Annotated in this window: 15 protein-coding genes and 1 pseudogene; 9 read left to right on the top strand and 7 right to left on the bottom strand. The window is 71.1% G+C overall.

Annotated elements, in window-relative coordinates; all coding sequences use genetic code 11:
* Nucleotides 1–136, top strand: a pseudogene (locus MCHUDSM44219_RS29620) (integrase core domain-containing protein); the annotation flags it as partial.
* Here the strand turns inward: MCHUDSM44219_RS29620 and MCHUDSM44219_RS24420 are convergent.
* A complete protein-coding gene (locus MCHUDSM44219_RS24420; RefSeq protein ID WP_048420855.1) occupies nucleotides 133–999 on the bottom strand; it encodes an EamA family transporter in 867 nt (288 codons plus the stop codon). The pseudogene MCHUDSM44219_RS29620 and the gene MCHUDSM44219_RS24420 overlap by 4 nt on opposite strands.
* 141 nt (nucleotides 1000–1140) lie before the next feature.
* Here MCHUDSM44219_RS24420 and MCHUDSM44219_RS24415 point away from each other — a divergent pair, with 141 nt between their 5' ends.
* The 5 genes from MCHUDSM44219_RS24415 (at nucleotide 1141) to MCHUDSM44219_RS24395 (ending at nucleotide 5226) form a co-directional block, all read left to right on the top strand.
* Nucleotides 1141–1821 (top strand): 5-oxoprolinase subunit B family protein, encoded by a 681-nt coding sequence (locus tag MCHUDSM44219_RS24415; RefSeq protein WP_048420854.1) that lies wholly within the window; start codon nucleotides 1141–1143, stop codon nucleotides 1819–1821.
* Nucleotides 1818–2726 carry a 5-oxoprolinase/urea amidolyase family protein gene (locus MCHUDSM44219_RS24410; protein ID WP_048420853.1) on the top strand — a complete coding sequence of 303 codons (909 nt, stop codon included), beginning with the start codon at nucleotides 1818–1820 and terminating at the stop codon, nucleotides 2724–2726. The genes MCHUDSM44219_RS24415 and MCHUDSM44219_RS24410 overlap by 4 nt, the downstream gene beginning before the upstream one ends.
* The gene (locus tag MCHUDSM44219_RS24405) at nucleotides 2720–3268 is read left to right on the top strand and encodes a GNAT family N-acetyltransferase (RefSeq protein WP_237157313.1); all 549 of its coding nucleotides are present in this window, start codon (nucleotides 2720–2722) and stop codon (nucleotides 3266–3268) included. The genes MCHUDSM44219_RS24410 and MCHUDSM44219_RS24405 overlap by 7 nt, the downstream gene beginning before the upstream one ends.
* Before the next feature lie 117 nt (nucleotides 3269–3385).
* Nucleotides 3386–4528, top strand: coding sequence for a uroporphyrinogen-III synthase (locus MCHUDSM44219_RS24400; protein ID WP_048420865.1), 1143 nt, complete (start codon nucleotides 3386–3388; stop codon nucleotides 4526–4528).
* Nucleotides 4525–5226, top strand: a complete 702-nt coding sequence (locus tag MCHUDSM44219_RS24395; RefSeq protein ID WP_048420851.1) for a sirohydrochlorin chelatase — start codon at nucleotides 4525–4527, stop codon at nucleotides 5224–5226. The genes MCHUDSM44219_RS24400 and MCHUDSM44219_RS24395 overlap by 4 nt, the downstream gene beginning before the upstream one ends.
* On the opposite strand, the gene fdxA is transcribed toward MCHUDSM44219_RS24395, so the two are convergent.
* From fdxA to MCHUDSM44219_RS24370, 5 genes are all read right to left on the bottom strand, one after another.
* Nucleotides 5206–5559 (bottom strand): ferredoxin, encoded by a 354-nt coding sequence (fdxA, locus tag MCHUDSM44219_RS24390; protein WP_048420850.1) that lies wholly within the window; start codon nucleotides 5557–5559, stop codon nucleotides 5206–5208. The genes MCHUDSM44219_RS24395 and fdxA overlap by 21 nt on opposite strands.
* A gap of 126 nt (nucleotides 5560–5685) precedes the next feature.
* Nucleotides 5686–6033 carry a nitrite reductase small subunit NirD gene (nirD, locus tag MCHUDSM44219_RS24385; RefSeq protein WP_048420849.1) on the bottom strand — a complete coding sequence of 116 codons (348 nt, stop codon included), beginning with the start codon at nucleotides 6031–6033 and terminating at the stop codon, nucleotides 5686–5688.
* The gene (gene nirB / locus MCHUDSM44219_RS24380; protein WP_048420848.1) at nucleotides 6030–8552 is read right to left on the bottom strand and encodes a nitrite reductase large subunit NirB; all 2523 of its coding nucleotides are present in this window, start codon (nucleotides 8550–8552) and stop codon (nucleotides 6030–6032) included. Before nirB ends, nirD begins: the two co-directional genes overlap by 4 nt.
* Before the next feature lie 103 nt (nucleotides 8553–8655).
* Nucleotides 8656–8937, bottom strand: a complete 282-nt coding sequence (locus tag MCHUDSM44219_RS24375) for a hypothetical protein (RefSeq protein WP_048420847.1) — start codon at nucleotides 8935–8937, stop codon at nucleotides 8656–8658.
* Nucleotides 8934–9332 carry an Asp23/Gls24 family envelope stress response protein gene (locus MCHUDSM44219_RS24370; protein WP_053081368.1) on the bottom strand — a complete coding sequence of 133 codons (399 nt, stop codon included), beginning with the start codon at nucleotides 9330–9332 and terminating at the stop codon, nucleotides 8934–8936. Before MCHUDSM44219_RS24370 ends, MCHUDSM44219_RS24375 begins: the two co-directional genes overlap by 4 nt.
* Before the next feature lie 162 nt (nucleotides 9333–9494).
* Between MCHUDSM44219_RS24370 and MCHUDSM44219_RS24365 the strand changes: the two genes are divergently transcribed.
* From MCHUDSM44219_RS24365 to MCHUDSM44219_RS24355, 3 genes are all read left to right on the top strand, one after another.
* Nucleotides 9495–10064, top strand: coding sequence for an RNA polymerase sigma factor (locus MCHUDSM44219_RS24365; RefSeq protein WP_048420846.1), 570 nt, complete (start codon nucleotides 9495–9497; stop codon nucleotides 10062–10064).
* A complete protein-coding gene (locus MCHUDSM44219_RS24360; protein ID WP_048420845.1) occupies nucleotides 10055–10489 on the top strand; it encodes a hypothetical protein in 435 nt (144 codons plus the stop codon). The genes MCHUDSM44219_RS24365 and MCHUDSM44219_RS24360 overlap by 10 nt, the downstream gene beginning before the upstream one ends.
* A gap of 77 nt (nucleotides 10490–10566) precedes the next feature.
* Nucleotides 10567–11016, top strand: coding sequence for a universal stress protein (locus MCHUDSM44219_RS24355; protein ID WP_048420844.1), 450 nt, complete (start codon nucleotides 10567–10569; stop codon nucleotides 11014–11016).
* A 13-nt stretch (nucleotides 11017–11029) separates the two neighbouring features.
* Here MCHUDSM44219_RS24355 and MCHUDSM44219_RS24350 read toward each other — a convergent pair whose 3' ends face one another.
* Nucleotides 11030–11788 carry an isocitrate lyase/PEP mutase family protein gene (locus tag MCHUDSM44219_RS24350; RefSeq protein WP_048420843.1) on the bottom strand — a complete coding sequence of 253 codons (759 nt, stop codon included), beginning with the start codon at nucleotides 11786–11788 and terminating at the stop codon, nucleotides 11030–11032.
* Nucleotides 11789–11880: the final 92 nt, after the last annotated feature.

Genomic DNA, 11880 nt, shown 5'->3' with positions numbered 1-11880 from the left:
CTACCAATCGACCGAAGAACGCAACACCGCCATACCGGGTTGGCTGCACTTCTACAATCACCACCGAGCCCACTCCGCCATCGGAGGACAGCCACCGGTCACCCGACTGACCAACCTCCCTGGACATCACAGTTAACCCACCTCGATGTGCATGTCGGCCTGCCGGCCCCCGCTGCGGGCGGCCCCGACGCCGGCGATCACGACGACGAAGATCCCGATGATCGCCGAGACGCCCAGGCTCTGGTGCAGGAGTGTGAACCCGACGACGAAGGCCAGCGCCGGCTCGAGGCACATCAGCGTGCCGAACGCGGCCGTGGTCAGCCGGCGCAGCGCCAGCAGTTCGAGCACGAACGGCACGACCGGAAGCAGGATCGCCATACCGAGGCCGACGAGAAGGATGTGCAGCGTCATCCGCTCGAACACCGCCGGACTGACGGTGAACGTCGCCACCAGACCGGCGACGGGCATCGACACCGCCAATCCGGTCACCCCGGCCACCCGGTCGCCGACGTTCTGGGTCAGCAGGATGTACACCGCCCACGCCGCACCGGCGGCGAGCGCCAACACCACACCCTTGAGGTCGACGCCGCCGCTGAACGGCTGACTCAGCAACACCACCCCGATCGCCGCCAGGCCCGGCCACACCAGGCGCGCGCGGCCAGTACCGTGCGCCGCGGCGACCGTCAGCGGGCCGAGGAACTCCAGCGCGGTGGCGGTGCCCAGCGGCAGCCGGTCCAGCGAGGCCATGAAGAACAGCGACACCGCGGCGCTGACGATGCCGAGCAGGACGCACATGCCGAACGTCTTGCGGGTGAACGCCGACGGACGGGGACGCACGACCACCAGCAGCAGCAAGCCGGCCCACGCCAGCCGCAGCCACGCGGTGCCGTCGGAACCGATGTCCTCGATGAGGTTGACCGCCACCGCCATGCCCAGCTGGACCGACATCATCGCGGTCACCGCCATCAGCGCACCGGCGCGCGCCTGCCCCCCACCCATCCGTGCATTCAACCCCGCCGGCCCCCTCCGACCGCCGCGACAGGCCGCTCCTCTGAGCCCTTCATAAGGCAGCTCTGGCAAGGTTCACAGAGCTTGCGGCGAGCAGCGGACGGAAAAGCTACTCGACGGTAGCGTTGGCACATGAGCGTGACTGCGGATGCGATGCAAGCAATGCGAACCGGGGGCGCACGCACGATCCACGACTACGGCGATCGGGCGCTCCTCCTTGAATTCGGCAGTACTGCCGAAGTGTTGGCGTGGACCGATGCGCTGCGGGCGGCCGAGCTGCCCGGCGTGGTGGATCTGGTGCCCGCCGCCCAGACCGTGCTGGTCAAGTTGGCCGGCGTCGACTACCAGGCCCCGACGCGCCAGCGGCTGGGTCGGGTGCAGCCGAGTGCGGAGGCGATCGCCGAGTCCGCCGCACCGCCCGACGGGGACGCCGACGTGACCCTCGACGTCGTCTACGACGGAGCGGATCTCGACGACGTGGCGCAGCTGACCGGGCTGAGCGTCGACGACGTCATCGCCGCGCACACCGCACGGCCGTGGCGTGTCGGATTCAGCGGGTTCGCCCCGGGATTCGCCTACCTGGTGGGCGGCGACGAGCGGCTCGCCGTGCCCAGACGCGCGGAGCCGCGCACCAAGGTGCCCGTCGGATCCGTCGGGCTCGCGGGAGCGTTCAGCGGCGTCTATCCGCGGGAATCGCCCGGCGGGTGGCAATTGATCGGACGCACCGACGCGGTGCTGTGGGACGTCGAGCGCGAGAATCCCGCGCTCCTGACTCCCGGCCTGTGGGTGCAGTTCCGGGCGGTGCAGTCATGAGCGGGGTGACGCTGGAGATCCTGCAGCCCGGACCGCTGGCGCTGGTCGAGGACCTCGGCCGGCCCGGCCTGTCCCATCTCGGCGTGACGCGGTCGGGGGCAGCCGACCGGCGTTCGCACGCGCTGGCCAACCGGCTCGTCGCCAACCCCGGCGACCGGGCCACCGTGGAGGTGACGCTCGGCGGGTTCGCCGCCCGGGTGCGCGGCGGAGACGTCGCGATCGCCGTCACCGGCGCCGACACCGATCCCGCGGTCAGTGGAGTTCCGTTCGGCACCAACAGCATTCACCACGTCCGCGCCGGCGAGGTGATCTCGCTGGGGCCGGCCCGGTCCGGGCTGCGCTCCTACCTGGCGGTGCGCGGCGGGTTCGACGTCTCACCGGTGCTCGGCTCGCGCAGCTACGACGTGATGTCGTCGCTCGGGCCGCTGCCGCTGCGCTCGGGGGATGTACTGCGCGTCGGCGAGCACACCGACGAGTTCCCCGAACTCGACCAGGCGCCCGTGGCCGCCCTCGGCGACGAGGCGCTCGAACTGCGGGTGGTCCCAGGGCCGCGCGACGACTGGTTCGTCGACCCCGATGTGTTGGTGCGGACGAACTGGCAGGTCACCAACCGCAGCGACCGGGTCGGGATGCGACTGGTGGGGATGCCCCTGGAGTATCGCTGGCCCGACCGGCAGCTGCCCAGCGAGGGCGCCACCCGGGGTGCGATCCAGGTGCCGCCCAACGGTTTTCCGGTGATCCTCGGCCCCGACCATCCCGTCACCGGCGGCTACCCCGTGATCGGCGTCGTGGTCGACGAGGACATCGATGCGATGGCCCAGGCGCGCCCCGGCCAGACCGTGCGGCTGCACTGGTCGCGGCCCCGGGCGCCGTTCAGCCCGCCGGGGAACGGCTCGGCCTGGTAGACACTGGAGGTGTGCGCGCACGCCTCGTTCACACCTCGGACCTCGACGACGAGAGCCGCGAGGACGCCCGCCGGATGGTGATCGAGGCCTTCGGCGGCGAGTTCTCCGACGCCGATTGGGAGCATGCGCTCGGCGGCATGCACGCCGTGATCTGTCAGCGCGGGGCGATGATCGGCCACGCGGCCGTCGTCCAGCGCCGACTGCTCCACCGGGACACCGCGCTGCGGTGCGGCTATGTCGAGGCGGTCGCGGTCCGCGAAGACCACCGCGGGCAAGGGCTGGCGCACGCACTGATGGACGCCGTCGAGCAGGTGATCCGCGGCGGCTACGTCGTCGGCGCGCTCGGGACCAGCGATCTGGGCCGGCCGCTGTACACCAGCCGCGGCTGGGTGCCGTGGCAGGGACCGACGTCGGTGCTCGCGCCCAGCGGACTCGTCCGCACCCCCGACGACGACGGCGCGGTGTTCGTGCTGCCGGTCTCGGCCACCCTCGACCCGGCGGCGGGCCTCGCCTGCGACTGGCGTGACGGCGACGTGTGGTGAGGCCTCACAGGCGGCGGGTGCCGGCGGTGAGCGGAAATTCACGCCCTGTCCGGCCGTGACACCACCCGGCAACGACCGGGTAACCGGCACGAAACACGGCCTGAATAGACAGTGGGCATGAGTGAGCCGGACTGGTCGCCGCTCACCGGATTCCGGGTCGCGGTGACCTCAGCGCGGCGCGCCGACGAACTCGCCGCGCTGCTCGTCCGTCGCGGCGCGACCGTCACCAGTGCGGCCGCCATCGAGATGGTGCCCCTGCCCGACGACGACGAACTGCGCCAGCGCACGCAGTCGCTGATCGACGAACCGCCCGACATCGTCATCGCCACCACCGGCATCGGTTTGCGCGGCTGGGTCGCCGCAGCCGACGGCTGGGGCCTGGCCACCGAACTCACCGGAGCACTGGCCAAGGCCCGCATCGTGTCCCGCGGTCCGAAGGCCACCGGCGCGCTGCGCGCGGCCGGCCTGCCCGAGGAGTGGTCGCCGGAGTCCGAGTCCTCCCGCGAGGTGCTGCACTACCTCGTCGAGGGCGGCATCGCCGGCACCCGGATCGCGGTTCAGCTGCACGGCGCCACCGCCGACTGGGACCCGTTCCCCGAGTTCCTGGACGAATTGCATTCCGCCGGAGCCGATGTGGTGCCGATCCGGGTGTACCGCTGGCATCCGGCGCCCCGCAACGGCGACTTCGACGCGCTGGTCGCCGGCATCGCCGAGGAGCGCTTCGACGCGGTCAGCTTCACCTCCGCGCCCGCGGTCGCGTCCGTGCTGATGCGCGCGCAGGAGATGGGCATCGAGGCCGAGGTGCTCGCGGCGCTGCGGGGCGGGGTACACGCGATGTGCGTCGGACCCGTCACCGCACGCCCGCTGGTCCGACTCGGGGTGCCGACGTCGGCGCCGGAGCGGATGCGCTTGGGGGCGCTGGCCCGACACATCACTGACGAACTGCCGCTGCTGCAGGCGCGCACGGTCCGGGTGGCCGGACACCTGCTCGAGATCCGTGGCAACTGCGTGCTCGTCGACGGCGTGGTCAAGGCGATGTCGCCCGCCGCGATGGCCACGATCCGGGCGCTGGCGCAGCATCCGGGCGCGGTGGTGTCCCGCGCCGATCTGCTGCGGGCGCTGCCCGGCAGCGGCACCGACACCCATGCGGTCGAAACCGCGGTGCTGCGACTGCGGACCGCGCTGGGCGACAAGAAGATGGTGGCCACCGTGGTCAAACGCGGCTACCGGCTACCCGTCGACGAGGCCTACGAGTCGTGACTCACGTGCTGGTGGCCCACGGCACCCGCAAGCGGCAGGGGGTGTCGCTGATCGGCGACCTCGCGTCTCAGGTGGCGGCGACGCTGGGCCGGCCGGTGCACGTCGCGTTCGTCGACGTCGTCGGCCCGACGCCGGTCGAGGTGCTCGGCGCCCGGACCGGGGAGCCGGCGGTGCTGGTGCCGGCGTTCCTGGCCCGCGGTTACCACGTCAGCAGCGACATCCCGGCCCACGTGCGGGACAGCGGACACGAGGACGTCACCGTCACCCGCGCGCTCGGGCCCGACCCGCAGCTGGCGCGCGTGCTCGTCGACCGGTTGGTCGAAAGCGGCTGGCGGCCTGATGATTCGGTGATCCTCGCGGCCGCGGGGACGTCGGACCCGGCGGCGCTGCGCGACCTGCACACCACCGCGGCGTGGCTGTCGGCGACGCTCGGTTCGCGGGTGGAGCTCGCGTTCGCCGCGACCGGGCGGCCCCGGGTGGCCGACGCCGTCGCCGCACTGCGGGGCCGCGGCAGGCGCGTGGTCGTCGCGTCGTACCTGCTCTCCGAAGGCCTGTTCCAGGACCGGCTGCGCGACAGCGGCGCCGACCTGGTGACCGATCCGCTCGGCACACATCCCGGCATCACCCGGCTGATCGTCAGCCGGTTTCAGCGGGCTCTGGTGTCGGAGCCCGCGGCGTCAGGGGTGCGGGGTCGTTGACGGCGGCCGAGCGGCCACCAGCGGCGTGTCCGCCCCGACACGACCCACCCGGGCCGCGCCGCCGGGATCTCCGAGCGGGGCGTCGCGGCCGGGCAGGACCATGCTGAAGAAGGCCGCGTTGTCCTCGAGTGAGGCGGCTTCTTCGTCGGGCAGGTCGGTCTCGTAGTAGATGGCGTCCACCCGGCACGCGATGCGGCAGGCGCCGCAGTCCACGCACTCGTTCGGGTTGATGTACATCGCCCGGGCGCCCTCGTAGATGCAGTCAGCGGGGCATTCCTGCACGCAGGACTTGTCGACGATGTCCACACACGCGCTACCGATCACATACGTCATGCCTACGACGGTAAGTAGTTCTCACGCCGCCGTCGTGGGCCGAAAGTCCCTAGTTAGGTCACAACGGAATAGCGTTCCCGGCTGTGATGACGGGCCGGAGAGCAACCAGGAATGCTATTCCGCGGGTCAGGAGCCGACTTCGACGTCGCCGGCGGGGGTGACGCGCGTCGCGTAGACCGGCAGCGCGTAGCCGGGGTCGTCGAGGCAGGCACCGTCGTCGAGGGCGAACGCCTGCTTCTTCAACGGCGACTGCACGATCGGCCGGCCGGCACGGTCGCCGACGATGCCGCGGGAGATCACCGCAGCCCCGGTGAACGGGTCGATGTTGCCCACCGCGTGCAAGGTGCCGTCGTCGAGACGGAACAGCGCGGCCTGCGTGCCGTCGGGCAGCAGCACCCCGACCCCGCGGTTGGGCAGCAGGACATCCAGGCGGCACGCCGTCGTCCACACCGTGACATCGTCGAGAACCGTCATCGCTGCACCACTTTCGGCATGCCGATCGGCGTCGGCACCAGCCGTCCCGCAGATCTGGTGAAGGTCACGGTGGGATCGTCGACGCCGGGGGCGTTGACGAACGACACGAACCGCGACAGCTTGTCCGGGTCCTCCAGCACACCCCTCCACTCGCACGCATAGCCCTCGACGTGCCGGGCGACCGCGGCCTCGAATTCGGCTGCCAGGCCGAGCGAGTCGTCACACACCACCTCCCGCACATGCTCGAGACCCTTCTCCTCGACCCACGGCGCGGTGCGCTGCAGCCGGTCGGCGGTCCGGATGTAGAACATCAGGAACCGGTCGACGTAGCGCACCAGCGTCTCGTCGTCGAGGTCGGAGGCCAGCAGCTCGGCGTGGCGCGGTGTCATGCCACCGTTGCCGCCGACGTAGAGGTTCCAGCCGTTCTCGGTGGCGATGACGCCGACGTCCTTGCTGCGTGCCTCCGCGCACTCCCGCGCGCACCCGGACACTCCCATCTTGATCTTGTGCGGGGCCCGCAATCCGCGGTAGCGCAACTCGAGGTTCACCGCCATCTGCACCGAATCCTGTTGGCCGTAACGGCACCAGTCGCTGCCCACGCAGCTCTTCACCGTGCGCAGCGCCTTGCCGTACGCGTGCCCGGACTCCATACCCCCGTCGACCAGGCGGCGCCAGATCTCGGGCAGCTGGTCGACCCGGGCGCCGAACATGTCGATGCGCTGACCGCCGGTGATCTTGGTGTAGAGGCCGAAGTCCCGGGCGATCTCGCCGATCAGGATCAGGTGCTCGGGCGTGATGTCCCCGCCCGGCACCCGCGGCACCACCGAATAGCTGCCGTTGCGCTGGATGTTGGCCAGGAAGTGGTCGTTGGAGTCCTGCAGCGAGGCCTGTTCTCCGTCGAGGATGTGCCCCGTACCGGTGGAGGCCAGAATCGATGCCACCACGGGTTTGCAGATGTCGCAACCCTTTCCGGACCCGAACCGCTCGATCAGCCCGGAGAAGGTGCGGATCTCGGTGGCGGTGACGATCTCGAACAGCTCGGCACGCGACTGGCCGAAGTGTTCGCACAGCGCCGTGGACTGCTCGACCCCCTGGGCGTCGAGCAGCTGCTTGAGCAGGGGCACACACGAACCGCACGACGTGCCGGCCCTGGTGCACGCCTTCAGCCCCGCCACGTCGCAGCAGCCGGCAGCGATGGCATCGGTGACGTCGCCCTTGGTCACGTTGTTGCACGAACAGATCTGAGCGTTCGCGGGCAGCGCCCCGACCCCGACGCCGGCCACGCTGCCGTCTGATCCGGCCGGGGTCAGGAACGCCAGCGGATCACCGGGCAGCTGCTCACCGACCATCGGACGCAGCACCCCGTAGGCAGAGGCGTCGCCGACCAGGATGCCGCCGAGCAACGTCGACGCGTCGTCGGAGAGCACCAGCTTGGCGTAGGTCTGCCGGACCGCATCGTTGACGGCCACCTCCAGGCAGTCCGGGGTGGCACCCATCGCGTCGCCGAAACTCGCGACGTCGACACCGAGGAGCTTGAGTTTGGTCGACATGTCCGCGATGCCGAATTCCGCTGCGCCGCCGAGCAATCTGTCGGCGACCACCTCGGCGCTGGTGTAGCCGGGCCCCACCAGGCCGTAGCAGCGGCCATCGATGGCCGCGACCTCGCCGATCGCGTAGATCCGCGGATCCCGTGTGGCGCAGGAGGCGTCGGTGAGAACCCCGCCGCGCTCGGCGACCGCCAGCCCCGCGGCGCGGGCGAGCTCGTCGCGCGGCCGCACCCCCGCCGCGAACACCACCACGCCCGCGTCCACCGTCTGCCCGTCGCTCAGGGTGACCCGCACCCCCGCCCGTGCGGGTTCGATGCGCTCGGTGCCGACCCCGACGTGCACGTCGATGCCCAGCGCGCTGACCATCCGGCCCAGCAGGGCGCCGCCGGCCTCGTCGAGTTGCTGGGCCATCAGCCGCGGCGCCATCTCCACCACGTGCGGGGTCAGCCCGAAGCTGCGCAGTGCGTTGGCCGCCTCGAGTCCGAGCAGCCCGCCTCCGATGACGACACCGGCGGCGTCACCGGAAGCGGCAGTCACTGCGCGGGCGGCGTCGGCGCGGATCGCATCGAGGTCGTCGAGCGTGCGGTACACGTGGCACTGCGGCAGGTCGTGACCGGGAACCGGCGGCACGAATGCATACGAGCCGGTGGCCAGCACCAGTGCGTCGTACCGGAATTCGGCGCCGTCGGCCGTGGCCACCGTCGTGGCGGCCGAATCGAGTGCGGTGACGCGCCGACCGAGACGCACGTCGACGAGGTCGTCACCGCGGTACAGATTGCCGGGAAGTGCGAGCCGGGCGCGCTCCCAGTGCTCGGTGTACCCGGTCAGACCGACCCGGTCATAGGCCGCGTCGAGCTCCTCGGCCAGCACCGTCACGTGCCAGCGGTCCTCGGTGTCGCGGGAACGCAAGGCCTCGATGAAGCGGTGCGCGACCATGCCGTGGCCGACGACCACCACGCGTGAAGTGGGCATGGCGCTCAGGCTAGGAAGCCGATATTGCCACTGTGTCGCGCCGTGTGAAGCGCCCATCACGGTGTGCTCACCGCGTAGCCGGACCCGTTGTGAGCCGCGGACCTCAGTCGCGCGCGGCCACGTCCTCGACCGTGACGTCGACCGCCACCCCCGGCCACTCCCGGGACACCGCGGCCCGGACGGCGGCGGCGGTCTCCCGCACGGCCGCGCCCTCCAGCACCGTGATGTGGATGGCGATGGTGTCGTCTCCGAACCGGATCCCGGGCACCCGGCGGCCGGGCAGATACGTGCCGACCTCACCGAACATGCCGGGATGCAGGTCGGCCACACCCGGGACCGCCCGCACCAGTTCGGCGACCGCGTCCGCCCGTTCCTGCCCGGTCATTCGACCCTCGCCGGACGGTCGTCGCGTTCGGCGTCGTCCTCGTCGGCGACGAAGACGTCGTGGACGGCGATGTTCACCTCGACAACCTCCAGGCCGGTCATCCGCTCGATGGCGGCGATGACGTTACGCCGGATGCCCGACGCCAGATCGGCGATGGCCACGCCGTAGTCGGCGACGATGTCGATGTCGACGGCGGCCTGCTTCTCTCCGACCTCGACCGACACGCCCTGGGCGTGGTTGACCGTGGCGCCCGGGATCCGCTCCCGCAGCGCGCCCACCGCGCGGCTCGCGCTGCCACCCAGTGCGTGCACGCCGGTGACCTCACGCGCGGCCAGCCCGGCGATCTTCGACACCACGGCATCGGCGATCGTGGTCTTGCCCTGATCGGTGCTCATGTCTGCTCCTTTTCGTTGAGTCACCCGGTTGGTCGGTGGACGACGGTCGAACCGAATGTCTGACGAATGTGTCACCGACCACATCATCGCTGCGGCTCGTGGCTAGGCTCTCCGCGTCACGCGTTTTCGTTTTCCGGATGCCTCGAGAGGACCGATCGGCCGATGCTTGCCGGCGACCCCACGGTCGATCGCGAGGTCGACGACCGCGAGCTGGCGGCGGCGGCCGCCGCCGGGGATCGATCGGCGTTCGAGACCCTGATCCGCCGGCACGGGCCCGCCCTGCACCGCTATGCGCGCCGGATGACCCGCGACGACGCGGCCGTGCAGGACATCGTCCAGGAGACATTCGTCGCGGCATGGCGCCAGATCGACCGTTTCCGGGGCGAATCCAGCCCGCGGACATGGCTCTTCGCGATCTGCGCCCGCAAGGTGGTCGACTCGCACCGCGTCAAGCGGGCGATTCCGCTCGATGACCGGCTGCTCGACCCGGTGGACGCGTCGGCCTCGGCCGATCCGTTCGCCAACGTCTCGAACACCGAATTCCTCGGGGCGCTGGAGGAGGCCCTCGCCGAACTGCCACCCCGCCAGCGCGCGGTCTGGCTGCTGCGGGAGGTCGAGGAATTGACCTTCCCCCAGATCGGGACGATCCTGAGTCTGAGCCCAGACGGGGCGCGGGGGCACCATCACCGCGCCCGAACGACACTTCAGCAGAGGCTGCAACGATGGCGATAGGCGACTACGACGTGCTGGCCCGGGCGTCCCGGGACCTGCGCGCGATGCCCGAACCCGGCTGGGTGGCCATCGAAGCGCGCGTGATCGACGCCGTGCGGGCCACCCCCCGCGGCGGCTGGCCCCTCGACGTGGTCGACCCCCGCCCCGGCGATGCTGCGGGCCGGATCGCGGTCAGTGACCTGGTGTTGCGGGCCGGCCTGGCCCGCGCGCTGCGCTCGCTGCCGGACCTGACGCTGGTCGACGTCGCGGTCGCCCTGGACGAGCAGACGCTGCGCGCCGTGCGCATCGAGGTCAGCGGCCGGTACGGCGCCGATCTCGCCGCGACCGCGGCACAGGCGCGCACGCTGGCTGCCGCCGTGATCAACGAGGTGATCGGCGTCGAGGGTGTCGACATCGACATCGTCGTGACCGACGTGCACCGCTGATGTCGATCGGCGCCCCTGGGCCCCGTGAGTGAACAGTTGTACACTCACCGCAGTCGAATCACGGGAGGGGCGCATCCATGACGAAGTACTCGACCATCGTCGTCGGCACCGACGGCTCGGAGACCTCGCTGCGGGCGGTCGACAAGGCCGCCGCGCTGGCCGCCGAGTCCGACGCCCGCCTGATCATCGCGTCGGCGTACACACCGGCGCGGCATGACGGCGGCGCACCGGAACCCGATCAGCCGCGCGGCGACGAGTACCGCATCCAGGGCGACGCGCCCGTGTACGGCCTGCTGAACGACGCCGCCGACCGCGCCAGGAAGGCCGGCGCGCACAACGTCGAACAGCGTGCCGTCAAAGGCGTGCCCGCCGACGCGCTGGTCGACCTGGCCGACGAGGTGGGTGCCGACCTGCTGGTGGTCGGCAGCGTCGGCATGCGGTCGGTGGTGGGCCGGCTCGTCGGGTCGGTGCCCAAGATCGTCAAGCGCCGGGCCCACACCGAGGTCCTCGTCGTCGACACGGACTGACCCCCGGTACGACTCAGCGCCAGCGGGCCAGGATCTCCTTCGAACGCTCCGCGAGCGCGGCCTGCCAGAAGGGTCCGAAGCTGATCCGGGCCACTCCGAGCGGACCGTAGGACGCCGGGTCGGCCTTGTCCGGCGCCGCGATGGCGTTGACCGGCAGCGGCAGCTCGGATGTCAAGCGCTGCAACGTCTCCGGGCCGTGCAACCCGACCGGGTAGAGCACATCGGCGCCTGCGTCGGCCGCCCGCGTCAGCCGGGCGATCGCCCGGTCGACCCGGTCCGACTCGTCGCCGTCCTGCCTCAGGAACAGATCGGTGCGCGCGTTGACCACCACGTGCACCCCGGCCGCGTCGGCCGCCGCCCGCAGCGCGCCCACGAGATCGGCGTGCTCGTCGGCCGACCGCAGCCGGCCGCCCTCGCTGTGCACGGTGTCCTCGATGTTCAGGCCGACCGCCCCGACCGACAGCAGGCCCTCGATGAGCCGCGACGGCGCTTCGCCGTACCCGGACTCGATGTCGACCGACACCGGCAGATCGGTGGCGGCGGTGATCTGGGCGACGCGGGTGACCAGATCGTCGAACGTCATGCCCTCGTTGTCGGGCTTGCCGACCGAGTCCGCCACCGGATGGCTGCCCACCGTCAGCGCCGCGAAGCCGGCGCCGGCGGCCAGCCGGGCCGACCACGCGTCCCACACCGTCGGCAGGATGACCGGGTCCCCGGGCCGGTGCAGCGCCAGCAACGTCTCGGCGCGGCCCCTCAGAACGTCGTCGGTCATTCTTACCTCCGTGTCATCAAAGTGATCTGTCTCACCCATCAGGTGGGTGATGTGGCTAGCATCAAATGCGTACTGTGATCCATGACACCCTT

Source organism: Mycolicibacterium chubuense, from assembly GCF_001044255.1.
GTDB classification, from domain to species: Bacteria; Actinomycetota; Actinomycetes; order Mycobacteriales; family Mycobacteriaceae; genus Mycobacterium; species Mycobacterium chubuense.
Note: the sequence above shows the minus strand (reverse complement) of the source record. Positions and strands in the feature narration are given on the sequence as shown.

Excerpts from the sequence above, each read along its gene's own strand:
- nirB (WP_048420848.1), bottom strand. The coding sequence starts at position 8,552 with ATGCCCACTTCACGCGTGGTGGTCGTCGGCCACGGCATGGTCGCGCAC.
- MCHUDSM44219_RS24420 (WP_048420855.1), bottom strand. The coding sequence starts at position 999 with ATGGGTGGGGGGCAGGCGCGCGCCGGTGCGCTGATGGCGGTGACCGCG.
- MCHUDSM44219_RS24400 (WP_048420865.1), top strand. The coding sequence starts at position 3,386 with ATGAGTGAGCCGGACTGGTCGCCGCTCACCGGATTCCGGGTCGCGGTG.
- MCHUDSM44219_RS24410 (WP_048420853.1), top strand. The coding sequence starts at position 1,818 with ATGAGCGGGGTGACGCTGGAGATCCTGCAGCCCGGACCGCTGGCGCTG.
- MCHUDSM44219_RS24370 (WP_053081368.1), bottom strand. The coding sequence starts at position 9,332 with ATGAGCACCGATCAGGGCAAGACCACGATCGCCGATGCCGTGGTGTCG.
- MCHUDSM44219_RS24375 (WP_048420847.1), bottom strand. The coding sequence starts at position 8,937 with ATGACCGGGCAGGAACGGGCGGACGCGGTCGCCGAACTGGTGCGGGCG.
- fdxA (WP_048420850.1), bottom strand. The coding sequence starts at position 5,559 with ATGACGTATGTGATCGGTAGCGCGTGTGTGGACATCGTCGACAAGTCC.
- MCHUDSM44219_RS24350 (WP_048420843.1), bottom strand. The coding sequence starts at position 11,788 with ATGACCGACGACGTTCTGAGGGGCCGCGCCGAGACGTTGCTGGCGCTG.
- MCHUDSM44219_RS24355 (WP_048420844.1), top strand. The coding sequence starts at position 10,567 with ATGACGAAGTACTCGACCATCGTCGTCGGCACCGACGGCTCGGAGACC.
- MCHUDSM44219_RS24415 (WP_048420854.1), top strand. The coding sequence starts at position 1,141 with ATGAGCGTGACTGCGGATGCGATGCAAGCAATGCGAACCGGGGGCGCA.
- MCHUDSM44219_RS24365 (WP_048420846.1), top strand. The coding sequence starts at position 9,495 with ATGCTTGCCGGCGACCCCACGGTCGATCGCGAGGTCGACGACCGCGAG.
- nirD (WP_048420849.1), bottom strand. The coding sequence starts at position 6,033 with ATGACGGTTCTCGACGATGTCACGGTGTGGACGACGGCGTGCCGCCTG.
- MCHUDSM44219_RS24360 (WP_048420845.1), top strand. The coding sequence starts at position 10,055 with ATGGCGATAGGCGACTACGACGTGCTGGCCCGGGCGTCCCGGGACCTG.